The sequence below is a fragment of the Lysinibacillus sp. FSL K6-3209 genome (assembly GCF_037976175.1).
Classification (GTDB): domain Bacteria; phylum Bacillota; class Bacilli; order Bacillales_A; family Planococcaceae; genus Lysinibacillus; species Lysinibacillus sphaericus_D.
This window is the reverse complement of the sequence record NZ_CP150264.1, coordinates 763,937-785,618: the sequence shown is the minus strand read 5'-3', so window position 1 is coordinate 785,618 and position 21,682 is coordinate 763,937. Positions and strand designations below refer to the sequence as shown.

The 21,682-nt window shown below is 37.2% G+C and carries 22 protein-coding genes and 1 other annotated feature; of the genes, 8 read left to right on the top strand and 14 right to left on the bottom strand.

Annotation, left to right across the window (positions count from 1 at the left end):
• Nucleotides 1-87 precede the first annotated feature (87 nt).
• Entirely contained in the window at nt 88-612 is a 525-nt protein-coding gene (locus MHH88_RS03700) for a CotY/CotZ family spore coat protein (RefSeq protein ID WP_069510557.1), read from the top strand.
• 66 nt (nt 613-678) lie between these two features.
• On the opposite strand, the gene MHH88_RS03695 is transcribed toward MHH88_RS03700, so the two are convergent.
• The 6 genes from MHH88_RS03695 to MHH88_RS03670 all read right to left on the bottom strand — a co-directional run bounded on the left by MHH88_RS03695 (nt 679) and on the right by MHH88_RS03670 (nt 5,577).
• Entirely contained in the window at nt 679-1,110 is a 432-nt protein-coding gene (locus MHH88_RS03695) for a hypothetical protein (RefSeq protein ID WP_069510559.1), read from the bottom strand.
• A gap of 53 nt (nt 1,111-1,163) precedes the next feature.
• Entirely contained in the window at nt 1,164-2,540 is a 1,377-nt protein-coding gene (mgtE, locus tag MHH88_RS03690) for a magnesium transporter (protein WP_069510561.1), read from the bottom strand.
• Between the two features lie 226 nt (nt 2,541-2,766).
• Nucleotides 2,767-3,675 carry an RluA family pseudouridine synthase gene (locus MHH88_RS03685; RefSeq protein ID WP_339261613.1) on the bottom strand — a complete coding sequence of 303 codons (909 nt, stop codon included), beginning with the start codon at nt 3,673-3,675 and terminating at the stop codon, nt 2,767-2,769.
• Nucleotides 3,668-4,462 carry an NAD kinase gene (locus tag MHH88_RS03680; protein WP_024362537.1) on the bottom strand — a complete coding sequence of 265 codons (795 nt, stop codon included), beginning with the start codon at nt 4,460-4,462 and terminating at the stop codon, nt 3,668-3,670. Before MHH88_RS03680 ends, MHH88_RS03685 begins: the two co-directional genes overlap by 8 nt.
• Nucleotides 4,459-5,130: a GTP pyrophosphokinase family protein gene (locus tag MHH88_RS03675; protein ID WP_024362536.1), complete on the bottom strand. Its 672-nt coding sequence runs from the start codon at nt 5,128-5,130 to the stop codon at nt 4,459-4,461. The genes MHH88_RS03680 and MHH88_RS03675 overlap by 4 nt, the downstream gene beginning before the upstream one ends.
• A gap of 63 nt (nt 5,131-5,193) precedes the next feature.
• Nucleotides 5,194-5,577 carry a hypothetical protein gene (locus tag MHH88_RS03670; RefSeq protein WP_024362535.1) on the bottom strand — a complete coding sequence of 128 codons (384 nt, stop codon included), beginning with the start codon at nt 5,575-5,577 and terminating at the stop codon, nt 5,194-5,196.
• Nucleotides 5,578-5,871: 294 nt separating this feature from the next.
• On the opposite strand from MHH88_RS03670, the gene MHH88_RS03665 reads away from it, so the two are divergent.
• The 4 genes from MHH88_RS03665 to MHH88_RS03650 all read left to right on the top strand — a co-directional run bounded on the left by MHH88_RS03665 (nt 5,872) and on the right by MHH88_RS03650 (nt 8,749).
• Nucleotides 5,872-6,462, top strand: a complete 591-nt coding sequence (locus MHH88_RS03665; protein WP_339261612.1) for a CYTH domain-containing protein — start codon at nt 5,872-5,874, stop codon at nt 6,460-6,462.
• Between the two features lie 33 nt (nt 6,463-6,495).
• Nucleotides 6,496-7,287 (top strand): lytic transglycosylase domain-containing protein, encoded by a 792-nt coding sequence (locus MHH88_RS03660; protein ID WP_339261611.1) that lies wholly within the window; start codon nt 6,496-6,498, stop codon nt 7,285-7,287.
• A 252-nt stretch (nt 7,288-7,539) separates the two neighbouring features.
• A complete protein-coding gene (locus MHH88_RS03655; protein WP_024362532.1) occupies nt 7,540-7,947 on the top strand; it encodes a globin in 408 nt (135 codons plus the stop codon).
• Entirely contained in the window at nt 7,940-8,749 is an 810-nt protein-coding gene (locus MHH88_RS03650; protein ID WP_069510569.1) for a DsbA family protein, read from the top strand. Before MHH88_RS03655 ends, MHH88_RS03650 begins: the two co-directional genes overlap by 8 nt.
• A 616-nt stretch (nt 8,750-9,365) precedes the next feature.
• Here the strand turns inward: MHH88_RS03650 and pepF are convergent.
• From pepF to spxA, 4 genes are all read right to left on the bottom strand, one after another.
• Nucleotides 9,366-11,183 (bottom strand): oligoendopeptidase F, encoded by a 1,818-nt coding sequence (gene pepF / locus MHH88_RS03645; RefSeq protein ID WP_069510571.1) that lies wholly within the window; start codon nt 11,181-11,183, stop codon nt 9,366-9,368.
• A gap of 152 nt (nt 11,184-11,335) precedes the next feature.
• Nucleotides 11,336-12,454, bottom strand: coding sequence for a competence protein CoiA family protein (locus MHH88_RS03640; RefSeq protein ID WP_339261610.1), 1,119 nt, complete (start codon nt 12,452-12,454; stop codon nt 11,336-11,338).
• Between the two features lie 188 nt (nt 12,455-12,642).
• The gene (mecA, locus tag MHH88_RS03635; protein WP_069510575.1) at nt 12,643-13,311 is read right to left on the bottom strand and encodes an adaptor protein MecA; all 669 of its coding nucleotides are present in this window, start codon (nt 13,309-13,311) and stop codon (nt 12,643-12,645) included.
• Nucleotides 13,312-13,741: 430 nt separating this feature from the next.
• Nucleotides 13,742-14,137, bottom strand: coding sequence for a transcriptional regulator SpxA (gene spxA / locus MHH88_RS03630; protein ID WP_024362527.1), 396 nt, complete (start codon nt 14,135-14,137; stop codon nt 13,742-13,744).
• Nucleotides 14,138-14,688: 551 nt separating this feature from the next.
• Nucleotides 14,689-14,920 (top strand) — a binding site (T-box leader).
• 65 nt (nt 14,921-14,985) lie between these two features.
• Here spxA and trpS point away from each other — a divergent pair.
• Nucleotides 14,986-15,975 carry a tryptophan--tRNA ligase gene (trpS, locus tag MHH88_RS03625; protein ID WP_024362526.1) on the top strand — a complete coding sequence of 330 codons (990 nt, stop codon included), beginning with the start codon at nt 14,986-14,988 and terminating at the stop codon, nt 15,973-15,975.
• Between the two features lie 15 nt (nt 15,976-15,990).
• Nucleotides 15,991-16,299, top strand: a complete 309-nt coding sequence (locus MHH88_RS03620; protein WP_339261609.1) for a hypothetical protein — start codon at nt 15,991-15,993, stop codon at nt 16,297-16,299.
• On the opposite strand, the gene MHH88_RS03615 is transcribed toward MHH88_RS03620, so the two are convergent.
• From MHH88_RS03615 to MHH88_RS03605, 3 genes are all read right to left on the bottom strand, one after another.
• Nucleotides 16,283-16,513, bottom strand: a complete 231-nt coding sequence (locus MHH88_RS03615; protein WP_024362524.1) for a hypothetical protein — start codon at nt 16,511-16,513, stop codon at nt 16,283-16,285. The genes MHH88_RS03620 and MHH88_RS03615 overlap by 17 nt on opposite strands.
• 97 nt (nt 16,514-16,610) lie before the next feature.
• Nucleotides 16,611-17,852 (bottom strand): beta-ketoacyl-ACP synthase II, encoded by a 1,242-nt coding sequence (gene fabF / locus MHH88_RS03610; protein ID WP_069510579.1) that lies wholly within the window; start codon nt 17,850-17,852, stop codon nt 16,611-16,613.
• Nucleotides 17,853-17,882: 30 nt separating this feature from the next.
• Nucleotides 17,883-18,821, bottom strand: a complete 939-nt coding sequence (locus MHH88_RS03605) for a beta-ketoacyl-ACP synthase III (protein WP_024362522.1) — start codon at nt 18,819-18,821, stop codon at nt 17,883-17,885.
• 342 nt (nt 18,822-19,163) lie between these two features.
• Between MHH88_RS03605 and MHH88_RS03600 the strand changes: the two genes are divergently transcribed.
• A complete protein-coding gene (locus MHH88_RS03600) occupies nt 19,164-19,358 on the top strand; it encodes a YjzD family protein (protein WP_024362521.1) in 195 nt (64 codons plus the stop codon).
• Nucleotides 19,359-19,413: 55 nt separating this feature from the next.
• On the opposite strand, the gene MHH88_RS03595 is transcribed toward MHH88_RS03600, so the two are convergent.
• The gene (locus MHH88_RS03595) at nt 19,414-21,540 is read right to left on the bottom strand and encodes an AAA family ATPase (protein WP_339261608.1); all 2,127 of its coding nucleotides are present in this window, start codon (nt 21,538-21,540) and stop codon (nt 19,414-19,416) included.
• Nucleotides 21,541-21,682 lie beyond the last annotated feature (142 nt).

Genomic DNA, 21,682 nt, shown 5'->3' with positions numbered 1-21,682 from the left:
ATTCATTTGAATAAGTAAACGAAAGCCCGAGTCCATTTTTCAAAAGCACATATTGTAGAAGTAGTTAGAAGGAAAGGAGGTGACAATATGGGTTGTGGTAAACCAACAAATCCTATTGGACCTATCCATTCAGCAGGCTGCGTTTGTGACGTGGTGCGTGCAATTTTAGATATTCAAAATCAAGCGGTGCGAGATGAGTGTTCCCCATGTACAGCAAACTGTTTCTTAGAACCACTAGGCGGGATCGTGAGTCCTGCACGCTCAGCGGCAGATACACGCGTATTCATGCTAATTACAAAAGACGGTACTCCATTTAAAGCATTCTTTAGCTCACCATCAGCAGATCCATGTAAATGTACATCAGTATTTTTCCGTGTCGAAGATATGTTTGATGAATGCTGTGCTACTTTACGCGTTTTAGAACCATTATGTACTTATGATTCTACTGAAAGCACTGTAGACTTATTAAGTCGTGACGGCTGTTGCGTAAATATGAAGAAAATTTGTAAAGTAGATGATTGGAACTCTACTGATAGCTGTATCACTGTGGATTTATCTTGTTTCTGCGCTGTTCAATGTATCGCTGATGTTGACTTAGGGATTTGTAATTAAGTCTTTCTCCTTTGACACACTACACATAAAAAAAAAGTGTACAGCATCCTCTGCTGTACACTTTTTTTATAATATTGGCAATTGTCTTCCCCGCCATAATATTTGTTCAATATCCTCGAAGTAAATAATTTCTTGTGTATTAAACTCCTTAGACGTCAACAGCAAGGAATCCATTTGCATATCTGAAGCAGTTCCACTTAGTCTTCTACCATCCTTTAAAGTGATTAATAATGGTTGATAAGCTTTTTGACGAAACGGTTTTTCTAAAAACTGTAGCTGTTTTATAATATATTCGTCCACTTCTTCGTTTACTTCTTCATTTACTTGTTCTGTTACTAATTTAGGTACCGCTTCATCTAGACTCGACTCACTGTCGTAATGATCTTGATCTTTTACATAGACAGACGTACTTTCATCCAAATCCAATTCATGTAGCATTTTAGAAATGTTTAAGAAATAAGTTGGTGACTTTATATATAGGCGTGGCTCTCGCTCCACAATTATCACTTCCCTTTTTTCCCTACAATATGCAAAAGAAAAGAAATTGGTTCTTAGCCTATCTGACTTAAAAACATTGTCGCTAGTCCTAAATAAATTAAAATACTCGTAATATCATTTAATGTTGTAATAAACGGACCCGATGCAACAGCTGGGTCAATCTTCATACGGTGCATTAATAATGGGATAAATGAGCCAGCAAGTGTTGCCACTAAAATCGAACCACAAATTGCTGCACCAACAAGCATACCTAAAATTAATTCACTTTTCCATATATATACAATACCAATAACAATCAGGCCACAAACAATTCCCGTTAAGATGCCAGTACCCGCTTCTCGAAGTAACAGCTTCATTTTGCTATGTTCTTCGACATCACCTGTCGCAATACCACGAATGGCAACTGCAAGTGCTTGTGTGCCACTATTCCCCGAAGTACCTGAAATAAGCGGAATAAAGACTGCAAGCAACGCTACTTTATCTAATGTATCTTCAAACTGCCCCATTAAATTCGCTGTTAGCATACCTAAAAACAATAAAATAACAAGCCAGGGCAAACGTTTTTTTGCTGCTTGCCAAGGATTAGTATCAAATTTATCCATATCGGAAATACCAGCTAATTTCGAGTAGTCTTCAGATGCTTCCTCATCAATAACATCGATAATATCATCGACAGTAATAATCCCCAAAAGCTCACCTTGATCACCAATAACAGGTGTTGCTAGAAAATTATAATCCTTCATAATTTGTGCTACTTCCTCTTGGTCATCACCCACATGCACCATTACAACTCGTTCATTCATAATCGAGCGAATAAGTGTATCCTCATCAGCAATGATTAAATCGCGGAGTGAAATAACCCCTGTTAGTCGATGTGCCTCATCCACAACAAATATATAATAAATCGTTTCGGCATTTGGTGCCTCTTTACGCAATATCGCCATTGCAGAACGAACAGTTGAATTTTCAGGAATAGCTACGTATTCAGTTGTCATAATAGAACCAGCTGTATATTCATCATAACTTAAAAGCTCATTAATCTCTTCAGCTGTTTCTACATCCATCATGCCTAAATAGCTTTCTCGTTGCTTTGTATCCAACTCATTTAAAACGTCTGCAGCATCATCAGCATACATATGGGACAGCATTTCTGCACCATATGCTGGATCCATCTCAGCTAAATACGCTTTATATTCATCATCATCTATTTCGATTGCCTCAAAAATATCAGCCATTTCCGTCGGAGACAAGTACGAATAGATGATCTTCCTTATATCAGGCTCCACCTTTTCATAAAACGTTGCCTGATCATATGGATGAAGTTCTAAAAACTCATCACGGAATGCGTTAATTTCATTGTTTTCTAGCATACCACGTAAATGTGCCTCGTCGAATTGCACATCATCCTTTTCATTTCTTTCCTCTATCATGCTTGTCCCCTCCTTCCGAGCGTTGAAATTATTTTACGTTCATTGATGCAAATCTACCTTTTATATAATAGTGTGCATGCACTGTTTGTGCAAACTCTTTTTTTAGATAAAAACAACTTTCTTCTTTACTATACCCTACAATTGCTTATTTTTCTGTTAACATGCTATTAAGATACTATTTAATAGTAAAAATGATAAAGAGATGCTCGTTTTTGCGAACACCTCCTCAATTTTTTAATATTTGTTGCATATCATCTTTTAACATACTTGTGAAAGATTGCTTCTCATTTGTTAATGGATGGTGCAAAGACAACGATACACAATGTAATGCTTGCCGATCTATCAAATTACGGCTCCCCCCATATAATTCGTCGCCTATAAGCGGGTGACCTACATAAGCCATATGCACGCGGATTTGATGTGTTCGTCCTGTATGCAATTTTAAGCGAATATGCGTCATCGGTTCACCTTGAACAGTAAAACGCTGTAAGACGGTCACATCCGTATGCGCAAATTGGCCATCCTCCCGTACCTCACGTTCAATAATACTAGATTCTTTTCGACCAATGGGCGCAATGATAGACTGCCTATCCTCTGTTAAATGTCCATGTACAATTGCTTCATATTCACGCGACACATTACCACTGCGTTGCGCTAAACCCATTAAATGATGGATATGTGCATGCTTGGCAATACATAACAAGCCTGATGTATCACGGTCAAGCCTTGTCACAACATGGACGGTGGAGGCTAAACGTTGTTGTTCAAAATAGCCACAAACAAAATTAGCCACACTTTTTGATGGATGCTCACGGGATGGAATTGTACTTTGATGCGCTGGTTTATCAAGCACTAACAAAGCCTCATCCTCGTAAATAATCGACAGCGCACCATATTCAATTGTGAGTCCATCACTTTTCTCTTCTGGTGGGAATTTTATTTCTACCTGATCTCCCTTGTGAAGGGGGTAACGTACATTTTGCTCGATACCATTGACCGATAGTAAGCCCCCATCAAACTTAATAGCTGTTAAAGCACGTTTCGATATTTGCCATTGTGCTAAAGCCTCACGTAGCAATTGCCCATCCTTTTCAGCTTGAAATTGAAGTGTAAAACGTGTATCGCGATTACTCATTTGCAACGAATGACTCATGCACACGTTCCCAAAATGGAAACGGTCTGAAGCGTGCAAAGCGAACCCTTTCATTTGCTACATTGAAAGCAATGGATTTCACATCTCCTTGTGTGACTTGTAGATGATCCACTGTCATATTGAAGTTTTGATCGTTCACTGGGCGTAAAATACAGTGATGGTGAGCTGGTAAAATTAGTGGCGAGCCCACTGTTCGGAAGACGCGATTATTTATAGAAGCAATTTCAGTAATTTGAAGTGCTGCTAATGTAGGATGGATAATGGCTCCCCCTAAAGCTTTGTTATAAGCTGTGCTACCTGATGGTGTCGAAACACAAAGGCCATCCCCACGGAAACGCTCAAACTGATTTCCGTTTAACTCAACATCCATCACAAGGGTAACATCTGGCGATTTCACGGTCGCTTCATTTAGTGCTAAATAAGTATTCGATTCTGCATTATGATGTTCCACTTTTACTTCTAATAAGGGATACTCCACAACATTAAAATCTTTTTTGGCAATCGATAGCACTAATTTCTCTAGTTCTGAAGGTTTCCAATCCGCATAAAAACCTAAATGACCTGTATGAATACCGACGAATGCAACTTGATCTAGCAAATGTGAGTAACGATGGAAAGCATGTAATAGCGTGCCGTCCCCACCTATCGATACGACAATTTCAGGTGTCTCTTCATCGTATGTCAATCCAAAATCTTGCAAATATGTTTTTGCAAGCTCCATTAATTCATTTGATTGTGCATCTCTACGTGATTGAATAGAAAATTTCATTGTGAGTCACGCTCCTTCTCTGATAGTAAACTAGGATTCGATGCCTCTTTAAATTCACTAAAATAGGCTTGTGCTTCTTGAATTTCACTACGAATCGAAGACATTTCTTCATCTAACCGGAAGGCTGCCTCTGCTGCACTTTGTAGACGATTTTTTATTTCCTCGGGAAACATGCCCTTATATTTATAATTTAGCGAATGTTCTATTGATGCCCAAAAATTCATAGCTAATGTACGAATTTGAATCTCTGCTAGCACTACTTTTTTTCCTTGTATGGTCTCAACGGGGTATTCTACAATCATATGATATGAACGATAACCGCTTGGCTTATTATGGGTAATATAATCTCGCTCTTCCACTACGCGCATATCCTTACGTTGTCGAATTAGCTCTGTCACCGTCGAAATATCATCTACAAATTGACACATAATACGAACACCTGCAATATCACCAAGCTCGTCGCCAAGTTGCTTCGACGGTTCAAAGGCTAGTCCTTTTTCTAGCGTTTTATCGTAAATGCTTGCCAGTGGCTTTACTCGTCCTGTCACAAATTCGATTGGTGAATTTGCATTGACAATGCCAAACTGAGAACGCATACCTTTTAATTTTATTTTTAACTCATCTACTGCTTGTTTATAAGGACTTAAAAAAATCTCCCATTGTCCCATCGCTAAAACCTCCCGACATTCGGTATCGAACAAAACCAACACCGACTGTTCGTTTTGTCTTTTTTAATCAGCGAGAACTGCCTTGAAGTGTTGTTCCACTGCTTGAACAAATTCTGCTCCGTAATTGTAATTTCCTTCAATATTATACACGAGCATTTCCAATTCCTCGTAAAAATTTGTCAGTTCAATTACTTCCCCATCTACTTTTAACATTGGGTTTTGTTTGGCTTGTAAAATATGTACAAGATTGTCCCAACTGTTTTGTGGAAAACGCAAGTAATGATAGTCCTCTCCTGCATCCAGTAAATAGATAAATGCAAAATCATCTGAATCTGCAATTACTTGGGCAGCAGGCTTTAGCTGTAAATTTTTATGATTGTCGTTTAAACTAAAATGAGGTTGCTGATTTTCAAAATAAAATGATTCTATAGTATATATTTTACGCAAATGTGGGTCCCCTTTTCGTCGTTCTCTTCCTCTTATTTTAGCATATGGGGTAAATAGTTGCAGTGTGTAATTGCAAAACAACAAGCAAACTTCAGCTAAAAACCAATGACGTTATTCGCTTAAGTGCGTCCCGAGCTTTATCATTTCTGCGTGAAAAAAGCTCCAGTTAAATATCGATGACAACAGTAGGGGTAGAAGCCCCTCCCAATCAAATTATAGTTTGGCAACACACACTTAATAGAAGTAGCGGACTTCCGTTGACGCAAGTAAATTAATAAAAAAGGATGAACATATATGGCACAACAACTTGAAATTGAGTTTAAAAATATTTTAACAAAACAACAATATGAGCAATTGCTAGAAAAATTCCAAATCCAAAAAAATGCTATTCATCGTCAAACAAATCATTATTTCGACACCCCTACTAATGCTATTCGAAATTTGCAAAGTGGGTTACGTATCCGCATGATTAACAATTATTATGAATGTACATTAAAAGAGAAAACTTCAAATCATACACATCTAGAAACAACCGATGAATTGACCGCTGCACAAGCTGAAAAAATGCTTGCAGGTCAAGGCTTTTATGCACCAGAAGTCGCAAAAAGACTAGCGTCACACAACATTGCATTAAAGCAATTAGCCGTGTTTGGTTCCCTTACAACGGACCGTGTCGAAATTCCTTATAAAGACGGACTTCTTGTATTTGATCATTCTTTCTATTTGCAGTGTGACGATTATGAGGTAGAATATGAATCAAAAGATGAAATAAAAGGAAAAGCAATCTTCGACGAATTTCTACAGCAATACGATATTAAAAAACAAATTGCTGAAAAAAAAATTGCACGCTTTATGAAAGCTTTACAATCAACTAAACAACAATAATGCTTATTACAATACGAAAGGGTGACCAGCTCATTGGATATCCAATCTTTGAGAACTATGCTTGAAATCCAAGCACTACAAACATTAGGTTCTACGGGAAATACTTCACCAAATTCTGTCACAAACAGCAATTCTATCTTTTCTGATATGATTGAAGAAATGTTAGGTGATGCGACAACAACGAACAACGCAAAATTATCTAGCCTCCTTGGCATGAGTTCATCAGGCTCCGCCAACTTTATGGACCAACTTAGTAGCTTAACAGGTATGACTGGTGGAAATACAAATAATTCGCTCCAATCATTGCTCTATAATGGAACGAATTCTGTGTATATTCCCGCCTCTCTCCAAGCAACATTATCAAACATGCAAGCCAGCACTAAGCTAGATTCCTATGTATCAGACGATGTGATTGGCTCGACTGCCTATGCAAATTCACTTGCTGGAGCCAACCAATATGCCGCTATTATTGATAAGGCTGCGGCTACCTATAATGTACCAGCTAAGCTTATTGCTGCCGTTATCAAGCAAGAGTCCAACTTTAACACATTCGCTGTTAGTCATGCAGGCGCACAAGGCTTAATGCAATTAATGCCTAAGACAGCCCAATATTTAGGTGTAACAAATTCATTTGATCCCGAGCAAAATATTATGGCGGGAGCCAAATATTTACGCCAAATGCTCGATAAATTTGATAATGATCCAACACTGGCTTTGGCCGCTTATAATGCTGGAGCTTCTCGCGTAACAAAATATAATGGCATTCCACCATTTAAAGAAACGCAGAATTATGTCAAAAAAGTGATGAATTATTACACTGTTTAAATCGCATAAAGCCTGTAATTACAGTCCTTTTCAGCAAATTTCACCCTCGTTGGTGAAATTTGTGCTTTTCTATCGAAAACATTTCCAAAGTGCTCTTTGTTTGTGTAAACGAATGGACGTTGATAGAATGAAGGTAGTCACAAGATATTCACATTTTTCAATTCAACAAAGTATTAGATAAAATGGTACATGAACATATTAATTTGTACTTTACGATATACTTCTTATAAAGAATAAAAGGAGCATTTACTTATGAGTCGAAAATACACTGTTCCTTATGAGGAGCTTGGAGCTGAAAAACTTTCTGAACTCATACATGCGTTCTATAAAAGAGTTGCACAGCATCCTGATCTTATGCCAATCTTCCCTAAAGATTTGACAGAGACAGCCCGCAAACAAATTCAATTTCAAACACAATATTTAGGGGGTCCAAATCTTTTTACAGAAGAGCATGGACATCCAATGATGCGTGCGCGTCATATGAATTTTCCAATCACACCTGATCGTGCCCAAGCTTGGCTAGAATGTATGGCCGAAGCGATGGATGAGGTTGGTTTGGAAGGGAAGTTCCGTGAAACCTACTACCAACGTTTAGTATTAACAGCTCATCACATGATTAATACACCTAATGACGATGAGGGGGAATTATTACGTGAATAATATTCAAATGTTGCAAGAACCAACACCAACGATTTCTACTGCCAATAAGCCAATTGAATTGTATATTTTCGTAGATCCACTTTGTCCTGAAGCTTTTAGTATGCAATCCATCATTCGTAAACTCCAACTAGAGTATAATCATTATTTCTCATGGCGCTTTGTGTTAAGCACAGAGCTCTCTTCACTTAATTGTTTGAGTAAGCGCATGAAAGGCTGCGAATCAGGTATTGAACTGGATATTAATCACCCTGTGTTACCCTCTATTGCCATAAAAGCGGCAGAATTACAGGGTAAACGTTCAGGCGCTCGTTATTTGTCGAAATTACAAGAATATGTTTTACTGAATTATCAAGATGTAAATTCCTATGCAACACTGTTAAAAATTGCAGAGGAAGTACAGTTAGATATGAATGAATTCACAGTCGATTTTGGTTCAAAAGAAGCTGCACGTGCATTCCAATGCGACCTTTATATAAAAAGAGAAATGGAAGTTGATGAAGTACCTAGTATTGTATTTTTCAATGAGTGCATTGAGGATGAAGGGCTTAAAGTGAGCGGTAGCTATGACTATGGAGTTTATGAACATATTTTACAAGAAATGATGAATGAACAGTTAATTCGCCAACCGTTACCAACTATTGAAGAATTATTTTTAAAGTACCATACACTTTCTACAAATGACATAGCCTTTATTTATTCCTTAACAGAACAAGCAGCAGAACGTGAATTAAAAAAACGTATGCTACAACAAAAGATTGAACGTATTCAAACAGATCACGCTACACTGTGGCGTATTAAATAATGCAATTATACTTTTATTCCAAAAGGATAGGAACTCAACCATTCTATAACTGAGTCCTATTCTTTTTTTTATGTCATAACGTCATAATCTTTGATTATAGGAAGTGCCTATTGTAGGTCAAAGGCAGTGCGTCTAAAACATTATATGAAGGCAACAAGATTCCATCTTTCGTCTTATCATTAAGTGAATATCAATCTATCCACCTTAGTTAAAAAAGACGCTAAGAAAAAAACTACAAAAGACATGGAATATATATAGAATTAGCAGGAAAGAACTATAATAAAAGAGGCGCCACTATCCTCGACAGATAGAGACGCCTCTTTTTCACAAAGGGGATGGGAGAAATGTTCACGTTCAAACAAAGGGGTGTATGTTTGTTTTGTGATTTATTTCACAAGATTCACTTTATCATGGAATAATAAATTTAGCAATGTATCCTGCTTTAGATTCACAAATTTGTCATATAGAAAGCGATTACAGTACAGTATTTTTTCAAGATGGAAACTTTTAATCATTTGTAAATCAAAGAAAAACATTATTATTTACTTTTTTCTCGAAAGCCAATTTCTGCATAAAATAGAAAATGGCTGTAGTAATGTTACTACAGCCATACTTATTAATTATTCAACAATAATTTTTCCAATTCATTTAAGCGTTGTTCAAATACTTTACAAGCATCATCAATAGGTTTTGCTACATTCATATCAACACCTGCAGCCTTAAGCACTTCAATCGGGAAATCAGAGCATCCAGCTTTCAAGAAGTTATTAATATAACGTTCTACAGCAGGGGCGCCCTCCTCTAATATTTGCTTACTTAATGCCGTAGCTGCGGATTTACCAGTAGCGTATTGATAGACGTAGTAATTGTAATAGAAATGTGGAATGCGAGCCCATTCCAAACCAATTTCCTCATCAACTACCATATCCTCACCGAAATATTGCTTATTCAAATTATAATACACTTCCGTTAAACGTTCCGCTGTTAACGATTCTCCGTTTTTATCCATCTGATGAATTAAATGTTCAAATTCTGCAAACATTGTTTGACGGAACACGGTGCTACGGAAACCGTCCAGCCAATGGTTTAATAAATATATTTTTTGCTGCGGATCTTCTATTGTTTTCAACAGATAATCATTCAATAGTTCCTCATTGCATGTAGATGCCACTTCTGCCACGAAAATGGAATAATCTCCGTAAACGAAAGGTTGGTTATTACGAGTATAATAACTGTGGACACTATGCCCAAACTCATGCGCCAATGTAAATAAATTATCCACATTGTCTTGCCAGTTCATTAAAATATAAGGATTCGTACCGTAAGCACCTGATGAATACGCGCCGCTACGTTTACCTTTATTTTCTTTAACATCAACCCAACGATTATCGAAACCACTTTGGACAATTTCTTGATATTCTTTACCGAGTGGAGCTAACGCTTTCACTAAAATATCTTTAGCTTCCTCATACGGAACTTTCATATCTACTTCTTGAACAAGAGGTGTAAATAAATCCCACATATGCAACTCATCCACACCTAATAACTTTTTACGTAATGCAATGTAACGTTGCATAGTTGGTAGATGCTTGTGAATAGTCTCTACTAACTGATCGTAGACACTTTCTGGGATAAAGTTATTGGACAATGCCGCATGTCGCGCCGATTCATAATGACGCACCCGTGCACTCACATTGTGTTTTTTTACATTACCTGTCAATGTAGCAGCGAATGTGTTTTTAAAATGACCATACGTTTCATACATCGCTTTAAATGCTGCTTCACGTACGGATCGATTTTTACTTTCTAAAAACTTAATGTAATTACCATGTGTTAGTTGGACTTCTTCCCCATCCTCGTTTTTAACTGTAGGGAAAACTAAGTCCGCATTATTTAACATACTAAATGTATTCGAAGCAGTGCCTGTCACTTCTGCCATTTGTGCAAGTAATGCTTCTTGTTCTGCTGGTAGAACATGCGGACGGGTCATTGAAATTTCTTTTAATGATTGCTTATATAATTGTAAATCCTGATTATCAGCTAAATAGGATTCAATTGTTTCTTCGCTTAGTGATAAAATTTCAGGTGTTAAAAATGAAAGTGCTGCTGAAATATTTGTCGCTAACGTTTGAATTCGACTATTCATATCTTGATAAAAACTATTCGTTGTATCTTGATCATATCGCATATGCGCATACGTATAGAGTTTCATTGTACGTTGATAAATTTTATCGTAATAAGTTAGTACAGCTAATAAGGCATCTGCACCATTTTTTAAAGTACCCGCATAGCTAGATGCCTCTTTCGAAAGTTCTGCGACTTTCTTAAATTCCTCTTCCCATAGTGTATCCGTTGCAAAAATATCTTCCAATCGCCAAGTTAACTCTACCGGTATTTCATTTCTCATTAAAACTCGATTATTGTTACTAGCCATGAGCCAGCCCCCTTTATATATGACTTTCCTGTACTCTCATATTTTCTCAATATATTGCGACAATTGCAAATAATACCCTGTAGCTCAACTCATCAAAATCCCAGTTTGATTATCCATAGCGATACATGAGCTCCTTACTTCCATAAAGGAATTTAAACAGATGGTTGATTGTACAAATTGGTATATACTCGCTTCCATATCGCACTAGCGTAATCTTTTCCAGAAAATCTATGACCTAACAAGTTTCCATAGTTTTCAACAGCTTGCACGCCTAATTCTGTTGGCTCTACATTGAGAAGCTTTAGAAACAGTCGAATATCTTCTTTTCTTAACTCATACGGTAGCAACTGTCGTTTCCTGCAAAAATCTAATAAAATCACTTGCCATTCAATTGAGAACATCGGAATAGCCTGTGCATTTTTAACAGGTATACCAATGTAATGTGGCAGTGCATTCAGAGGAAAATTTTGCTCATAGCAACTACGTAGAAAACGATCTTGAACTCCCTTTCGACTTCGCAATAATTTTTGCATTACATACTGTTGACCCCATTTTATATACATCTCCTTGTATATAGTAAATGATTCATGTGTAATCGGCTTTGGCTCATAAAATGGGAATTGCTGATTGTTGAGTGGAATAGAGAGTACTTTCGCTATAAAAGTATGCCCGTGAACATAAAGTAGATTCGTCCAATAATTAAATTTTGCTGCTCTCGCATCATATGTAACTAAATACTGTATATTGTTGGATGAATAAGTAATTGCATTTTGATGGATAGGGGAAATTCTAATTTTTTGAATAGCATTTGTAGTATATTTTTTCTGTGGTGTTTGAAAAAGCCATAATGCTTGAATGTTATGCTTTTCATATCCTTCTGTACGCCGTTGCCAGTTTTCTTTTGTTATCGCACTACATTGATATTCAATGGCAATCCGATGATGTTCACCTTGCAGTAGTAAATCGGGCCTTTGTGATAGCTTTCTTAAAAATGGCTCCAGCTCTACTGTATGCCCAAGTGACTGCAACCATTCAAATAATTGAATTTTCCCTTGTAAATGGAGCTTGGATTCCCCTTCCGCAAATTGATGATGACAATCATTAGTAATATGTGCAAAGTGCGGAATAATCTGCTTACCAATTTTTAATTGTACAGGCTGTTGACATTGTGGACAAAAAAATTGTAATTGCTGACGAAATTGTCGTAAAGCTTGTCTCGAATGTTGATAGGAAATAATTAACTGCTGTTTGTCTGTATAGGCAATAAGCATGTTATCCTTCTCCTTTTTGCCTCATTGTAGTAAAGGTTTTTCTATACGCCAACTAATGATGTGCTTTTCTTTGAAAATTGATTTTTCTTTCCCTCATTTATCTCAAAACGTAAAAAAAGACTGTAGTCTACTCAATTTTGAGTATATCTACAGTCTGAAAGCTCCTGAGAGTCAGAAGCATGAAGATGTTAACTAAAATATTTTCGTACAGTTTCAAAGCAATCGTATTCCATAATTTTTTCGCCATATTCTTCAAGGCGATGAATTGTGAAATTAGAAGGGCTTAAAAACTCTTTAATAATCGCGTTTTTATCATGACGATTTAAATCATCGTCTGCATTCGCAAAGTCTACTACAAGATAGTAACTACCTTCATATTTGAATAATGAGGAATCCACTAAGTCATCTGTCATCCGTTTTGCAACGGGGATTAACTCATCAATATCTTTAAATTTATAAACATAAATGTCTGTATCCATAAATAACTCTGATTCATCCATGTCACCAAATTGAGTTAATTGACTAAGAAGATCCTCTCCAACTTCGTCAAATGGGGCAAACATACTTTTTTGTTCATCAAAATTTGAATGACCATCTAATGTTTCACCGTCTTTTAAAATATGTGCACGTGTGACAATGATTTCTAAGCCTACTTCTGACGCATTGATATGAATCCAAATCGGACCTTCTACATCAAAATAATCTTCAGTGTTCACTTCATCAATCATATCCCAAAAAAGTTGTTCACCCTTTGCTCGGTTGTACCAAATTTCTTCACGACTATAGCCGCGATCCTCTATATCATTGTACGTAATAAAGAGCTTGAGTGTATTTTCATTTACACGTTCGATGTCCACTAGACCTCATCTCCCTTCACTGTCATTTGTCGAAAAACAGTATTATTTCATTAGTATGCTTTGATTCATTGTTTTTAACCTTCATACTCCTTTGTTTTTCAACCTTTGACCACACTACAGAAAATCATCGAGCAACCGCAATCGTATTTTTTGGTCACAGTTGTCTCTAATTCTATTGTATGCTGTTCTTTCATAAAATGAAAAGGATATACACCGTTTCAAAGAAGATATTTGAATAATTGAAATTGTAGTAAACTATTTGTATTAAATCAAGTTTAACATACTTTTACGGAAATATATGACTTTTACCTATTAAATATTAGTTTTGAATGCAGGTTTTTACATAAGTAAAGCATAAAAAAATAGATGTCACAACATGCATTTGCATTTGTAACACCTACTACATCATTCTATGCAGTCTAAGTGGGTTTTAGTTCACCATACGCTGTGCTTCTTGTAATTGATAAGCTCTAACCTTACGCGGTAAAAATCGTCGAATTTCATCTTCGTTATAGCCTACTTGAAGTCTTTTCTCATCTAAAATTATTGGTCGGCGTAATAATCCAGGATATTCTTGAATTAATTCATATAAGCGTTGTAAAGGTAAGCTTTCAACATCTACATTCAATTTTTGGAATATCTTAGAACGGGTAGAAATAATTTCGTCTGTTCCATCCTCCGTCATTCGTAAAATCTCTTTAATTTCACTAATGCTTAACGGTTCAGAAAAAATATTACGTTCTGTATAAGGAATTTCATGCTCCTCTAACCATGCTTTTGCTTTACGACAAGACGTACAACTTGGTGATGTAAATAAAGTAACTATCATACTGACACATCCTTTCTATTTGTATTCGTTATCTATAAACCAATTTCTTAAATTAGAATTAATGTAATGTAAATCTACAGTTCCATTATACAGCACTCTGCTGTATTTGAATATAGTTCCAAGGAAAAAAAGAATACAGGATATATAACTTTGTTACAAAATATTCTGTCTATTAATACTACCTTAATGTATTCAATAAAGTATTCACTTTCTTTGCATGTCCAATGAACTAATAATAATATTCCCAGTAACAAGTCATTTTAAACATGAATTTCTCGAAACTAGTTGTTCTCAATTAAAAAACACAAACGAGAATAATGTCATGTAGACGTGTACAATTAAGGACGTATTTTAGATAAAATTGGTTTCCTTTTTTTACAACACAAAAAAATTCAGTCATAAGACTGAATTTACAGGCTTGCATTTAACTAAGTCTTTATACTATAATTTTGTGCAACAAGAGAAGCGCATTTGCGCCAGTCTTGATGGTCAACAGTATTTTGATTGTTGTCTTCAAAAAGACACTCTCTACACATTAAATAGTGTAGTTAAAAACGCTGACGAAGAGTAGTACATTTGCAATATACATGTATAGAGAGTCTGTGGTTGCTGGAAACAGACCATGTATGCATTTGGAATGGACTTCCGAGTTAGCTTTGTGAACGTTCAAGTCTTCACTTGATCCCATTAGCAAAGCTCGTCCCTTCACGTTACGAAGCAAAGTGGCCTTCTAAGGCAAGCAGGGTGGTACCGCGGATTCGAACATCATTCGTCCCTTCATTAGTTTATTCTAATGAGGACGCATGATGTTTTTTATTTTTTCGAACCCCGAGGAGGAACTTATTATGACAACTATTTTTTCAGGCGTACAGCCAACAGGTATTGTAACATTAGGCAATTATCTTGGTGCATTCAAGCAATTCCCAGCACTACAGCATGAAGGGAATGCTATTTACTGTATCGTTGACCAACATGCCATTACTGTTGCGCAAGATCCAAAAGAGTTACGTCAAAACATCCGTAATTTAGCTGCTACTTATATTGCGACTGGAATTGACCCTCAAAAATCAACGCTATTCATTCAATCTGAAGTACCGGCTCATGCACAAGCAGGATGGATGCTACAATGTGTCGCTTCTATTGGTGAACTAGAACGTATGACACAATTTAAAGATAAATCACATGGTAAAGAGACTGTTTCAGCAGCTCTTTTAACTTATCCACCATTAATGGCGGCTGATATTTTATTATATAACACGAATATTGTTCCTGTAGGGGATGATCAAAAACAGCATATTGAGCTAACACGTGACCTTGCAGAGCGCTTTAACAAACGTTATGGTGAAGTGTTAACGATTCCTGAAATCCAGTTACCAAAAGCTGGAGCTCGTATTAAATCATTACAAGAACCTACAAAAAAAATGAGCAAATCTGATCCAAATACAAAAGCTACGATTAAACTTTTAGATACAGCGAAAGATATCGAGAAAAAAATCAAATCTGCTGTCACTGACTCTGATGGTATTGTGGCATTTGATGTTGAAAATAAACCAGGCGTTTCAAACTTACTAACGATTGAATCCGCTATTTCAGGTGTAGCAATTGAAGATTTGGTGAAAAAGTATGAAGGCATCGGGTATGGTGGCTTCAAACAAGGTGTCGCTTCAGCAGTAATCGACCACCTAACACCAATTCAAGAAAGATTTTATAACCTTGTAGAGTCATCTGAACTGGACATTATTTTGGATGAAGGTGCAGAAAAAGCAAACGCTATTGCAAGCGCAACTTTAAAGCGCATGGAACAAGCAATGGGCTTAGGCCGCACAAACCGCTAAGAGAGGAATTAACATATGCTCTGTGAACATTGTCATCAACCAATCAAAATCCTTCTATTAGAAGGTGATTTTGGTGCAGATCCACTATGGTGTGGCCATTGTCAAGCCAATTTAGAATTAGAGCAACTTCCTTTAGATGAGACACTATTATCGGAGCTGACAACATGGATGTGTAACTTCGGCGAATGGATCGACCTTGAAACAGATTCATTTATTGATGGTATGGATACTTTAGCGAAAAGCCATGATGTACAAGGTGAAGACTTGGCCAAAAAAGTAGCAGAAGCCTTGGCCATTCCTGTGACGTTCAAGCCTTATCTTTAAGATTCGCTGTTTTATCGAAACCAAAATCGAGCACAACACTACAAAGTACAATGCAAGCTCCAATGGCGATATAAAATTCCGTTGTATGCATGATGAATTTTAAGACTACTGACCAAGAATAACCAAGTGTCCGATAGTTCAAATATAAAATTAAATTGCCGATAGAAAGTATCATTAAGCCATAGCTCATTAAAAATATAAAAAGACGAAACAAATAAACGGCATCCTTTCTATTTCTTCTTACTTTCTTTTCTATTCGCTAACTTTTAAAAAAAGACGTCAGCCTTGTAAATTAGGCTGACGTTTTTTCATTATTCCTCTATTTTTTTGAATAATAGACTTGCGTTATGACCACCAAAACCAAGAGAATTACTCATTGCATATTCAATGTTCGCCTTACGCGCTTCATTTGGTACATAATCTAAATCGCACTCAGGGTCTGGCTCTGTTAAGTTAATTGTTGGAGGTAAAATGCCCTCTTTCAATGCTAGTGCTGTAAAAATAGCTTCAACACCACCAGCAGCACCTAATAAGTGACCTGTCATCGATTTAGTAGAACTCATTGCTAATTTATAAGCATGTTCACCAAATGCCTTTTTTACAGCTTGTGTTTCAAATAAATCGTTGTATGGTGTACTTGTTCCGTGTGCATTAATGTAGCCTACTTGTGAAGGGTCTACGCCACCATCTTGTAATGCTTGCGTCATGGCACGTGCAGCACCTTCACCTTCTGGGGCTGGTGCAGTAATATGATGTGCATCGCCAGTTGAACCGTAGCCAAGAACTTCTGCATAAATTTTTGCGCCACGTGCTTTTGCATGTTCATATTCTTCTAAAATAACAATTCCGGCACCTTCACCAATAATAAAGCCATCACGGTTTTTATCAAATGGTCGAGAAGCTGTTTGAGGATCCGTATTTAAAGATAACGCTGTATTTGCACAGAAGCCTGCAACTGCCATCGTCACGATTGGTGATTCAGCTCCACCAGAAATCATCACATCTGCATCTCCACGCTCAATTACTTTAAATGCATCACCGATTGAGTTCGTACCTGATGCACAAGCTGTTACTGAACAAGAGTTGATTCCTTTCGCACCAAAGTGGATAGACACTTGACCTGAAGCCATATCTGGAATCATCATTGGTATAAAGAATGGACTAACACGACGTGCGCCACGCTCTTGGAATGTGAGAAATTGCTGTTCATATGTTTCCATACCACCGATACCAGAGCCAATCCATACACCTGCACGCGGCGCTAACTCTTCATCGATTGTAAGCTGTGCATCTTCCATCGCCATAATTGACGCAGCTAGTGCATAGTGCGTGAAACGATCCATTTTACGAGCTTCTTTACGTTCAATATACTTTTCAATATCAAAGTCTTTTACTTCAGCCGCGATTTTTGCAGCGAATAGGTCTTTATTTAAGCGTGTTAATTCACCAACGCCTGATTTACCAGCTTTAATGTTTGCCCATGTTTCTTCGATGCTATTACCTAGTGGTGTTACTGCGCCAATTCCTGTAATTACTACTCGTCGTTTACTCATTGTCTTACTCCTCTCAAGCAATTATCGTTTTTATTTTCCCCATCTTAATGCAACGGCACCCCATGTTAAGCCACCGCCAAAACCGACAAGTACTAATAGATCATCATCTTTTATCTTACCTGCTTCAAGCTCTTCTACTAAAGAAATACCTATAGAAGCAGCCGATGTATTGCCATATTTGTGAATCGTTTTTGACATTTTTTCCGCTGGTAATGCTAAACGTTCACGTGCCGATTCCATAATTCGAATATTCGCTTGATGCGGAATTAAAAAATCAACTTCTTCTTTTGTTAAACCTGCTTTATCTAATACATTTACTGCTGATTCACCCATTTGGCGTACAGCAAACTTAAATACTTCGCGACCGTTCATCGCAATTGTATCCTGTTGCGTTAAATATAAATGTTTGCCGCCTGTGCCGTCTGCCCCAAGCTCAAATGATAAAATCCCTCTACCTTCTGATACTGGGCCAACAATGGCAGCACTAGCACCATCACCAAATAAAACGGCCGTATTACGATCTTCCCAATTAATGACTTTTGACAGCTTTTCAACACCTACTACTAAGACATATTTATAAGCATTTGATTCTACAAATTGTTTTGCTGTCACTAGGCTATATATAAATCCTGCACAAGCCGCTGCTTGGTCCATTGCTGCTGCATTTACCGCACCAATTTGCTCTTGAACCATACATGCTACACTAGGAAATGTTTGATCTTGCGTTACAGTTGCTACAAGTATTAATCCTATTTCTTCAGGCGTAATACCTGCTTTGGCTATAGCATCTTTCGCAGCAGCTACTGCTAAATCTGAAGTTTCTTGATTATCTGCAGCAAAATGACGTTCTTCAATTCCGGTACGAGTTCGAATCCATTCATCCGACGTATCCATAATTTTTTCTAAGTCAAAATTCGTCACGACCTTTTCAGGAACGTATCTGCCTAAACCTATAATACCTGCGTTCATATAGCAACCCCTCTGCTTTCTTACTATCAATTATTAGTAACTGGTCATAATTATAACTCATAATTAAGGAATGGTGCAAGGTGATTTAAAATTAGTATAGCAAATGGATGTACTTCAAATAGCTTTCGATGGTTCAATTCACGTTTTCGTTGGTGTCACTAAAAACGTGAAATTCGCCACGAACACTTTGCGTTGCGCCAATCTACTACTTTGTTGTGACAAAATTGCCATAAATCACAAGACGCAATACATCACTTTTTGATAAAAGGTTCTTTTTTTTTCGACTTATGTTATGATATGATAATGTATATGTAATAAAATAGTTCGGTTGAGGTGAAATTAATGCAATATATCGTAACGTTCATATGGTCATTCTTACTAGTTTCCATGTTAAACTACGTAGTAAGTGCTGTAATCGGAGTACCATTTGATTTCCAAACTGGTGCGATTCTTTCAGTTGTATTCTCTGTACTAATTTTCGTTATTGGCGCAATCATTCCAAACGAGCCAACTCCAGAAGCTGCAGACCATCATTAATCAAATTTATAAAAAACCTGTCTCGCCTAGTGCGAGACAGGTTTTTTTCTATTTATTATTTTTCTACTACACACTGACCATCACACATGTTAATATGCAAAGTTTCTCCTGGCAATACTTCACCACGTAATAGCTCCTTGGCAACCGCTGTTTCAATATAACGTTGCACAAATCGTTTTAATGGACGTGCCCCAAACTGTGGATCTGCACCTTGCTCGACAACCCAATCTATGACGTCTTGTGCGACATCTAACGTAATTTCCTGTTCGGCTACACGTTTTACAAGCTGTTCAACATATTTCCAAGCAATCGCTGTAAAATGTTCTTCTGATAACGCATGGAACAGAATAATATCATCCATTCGGTTTAATAACTCTGGTTTAAAGTGTTGACGTAATGCTGCCATCACTAAATCTTCTACTGCTGCATCATCTTTTTGTGCCTCCATTAAATAGCTAGAGCCGATATTAGATGTTAAAATAACAACGGTATTTGTAAAGTTAACCATTCGTCCTTGACTATCCGTAATGCGACCATCATCTAGAATTTGCAATAAAATGTTCGCCACATCAGGATGAGCCTTTTCAATTTCATCGAGTAAAACGACAGAATATGGATTACGGCGAACAGCTTCTGTTAATTGACCACCTTCTTCATAGCCGATATAGCCTGGAGGTGCACCTACGAGACGTGATACACTATGTTTCTCCATATATTCACTCATATCAATACGAATAAAATGCTCCTCTGAATCAAATAGCTGTGCCGCAAGTGCTTTAGCTAGCTCTGTTTTACCAACACCCGTCGGCCCTAGGAATAAGAAGCTACCAATTGGGCGATGTGGATCTTTAATGCCTGCTCTTGCACGCCAAACTGCTTCTGTAACAAGCTGAACAGCATTATCTTGCCCCACCACTCGTTCATGTAACGTATCTTTTAAACGCAATAATTTCTCACGTTCCCCTTCAACTAGCTTTGTAACAGGGATACCTGTCCAACGAGATACAATAGAAGCAATCTCTTCGGATGTTACTTCTTCACGTAAAATACGTGTGTCACTACCGTTTTCTAATTGCTTTTCCATCTCTTGAATTTCTTTTTCAAGTGCAGGGATTTTCCCATGTCGTAATTCAGCTGCTTTATTTAAATCATATTTACTTTCCGCTTCGTCTAAATCACGACGGTACTTATCTAGTGACTCACGTTTTTTCTGGATACCTTGCAGTGTTTTTTTCTCTGCTTCCCATTGTTGACGCATACCTTCTGACGAACTTTTTAGTTTTGTTAACTCTTCTTGTAATTGCTCAAGACGTTTTTTACTCGCTTCATCCTTTTCCTTACGCAATGCTTGCTCTTCAATTTCTAACTGCATAATACGACGAGTGACCGCATCTAGCTCTTGTGGCATCGAATCAATTTCTGTTCGAATCATTGCACATGCCTCATCGATTAAATCAATCGCTTTATCCGGTAAAAAACGCTCAGTAATATAGCGATTTGAAAGCTCTGCAGCTGCTACAATTGCTCGGTCATGAATGCGCACTGCATGATGTAGTTCAAAACGTTCCTTTAAACCACGTAAAATCGAAACGGTATCTTCAATAGATGGTTCACGTACAAGCACTTGTTGGAAGCGACGTTCTAAAGCAGGATCTTTTTCAATATACATACGGTATTCGTCTAATGTAGTCGCTCCTATGCAATGAAGTTCACCTCGTGCAAGCATAGGCTTTAACATATTTCCTGCATCCATTGCGCCATCGGTTTTACCCGCACCAACAATTGTATGAATTTCATCAATAAATAAAATAATGCGCCCTTCAGATTCTTTCACTTCTTTTAGTACACCTTTTAATCGTTCTTCAAATTGCCCACGATAACTTGCACCTGCTATTAATGCACTCATATCCAACTCATAAAGCACGCACTCTTTTAAGCCTTCTGGCACATCTCCTTTAACAATACGTTGTGCCAAGCCTTCTACGATGGCTGTTTTACCAACCCCAGGTTCACCAATTAACACAGGGTTATTTTTCGTTTTTCGCGTTAAAATTCGAATAACATTACGAATTTCTTCATCACGCCCAATGACGGGATCCATTTTGCCGTTTTTTACTTCTTCGACTAAGTTACGACCAAATTGCTCTAATGGTTTTTTATCATCTGTTTGTTGAAATTGCATAATAGCACTCCTCTTCACTTTTTATTTCTTTACCCTAACTTTGTTTTCAAAGTTTGACCTTCTTTGACTAACTTTATTTTACAACAATCGACAAAGCCAAGCAAAAAAAAAGCTCAAAAATTTTACACTGGATAATGGGAAA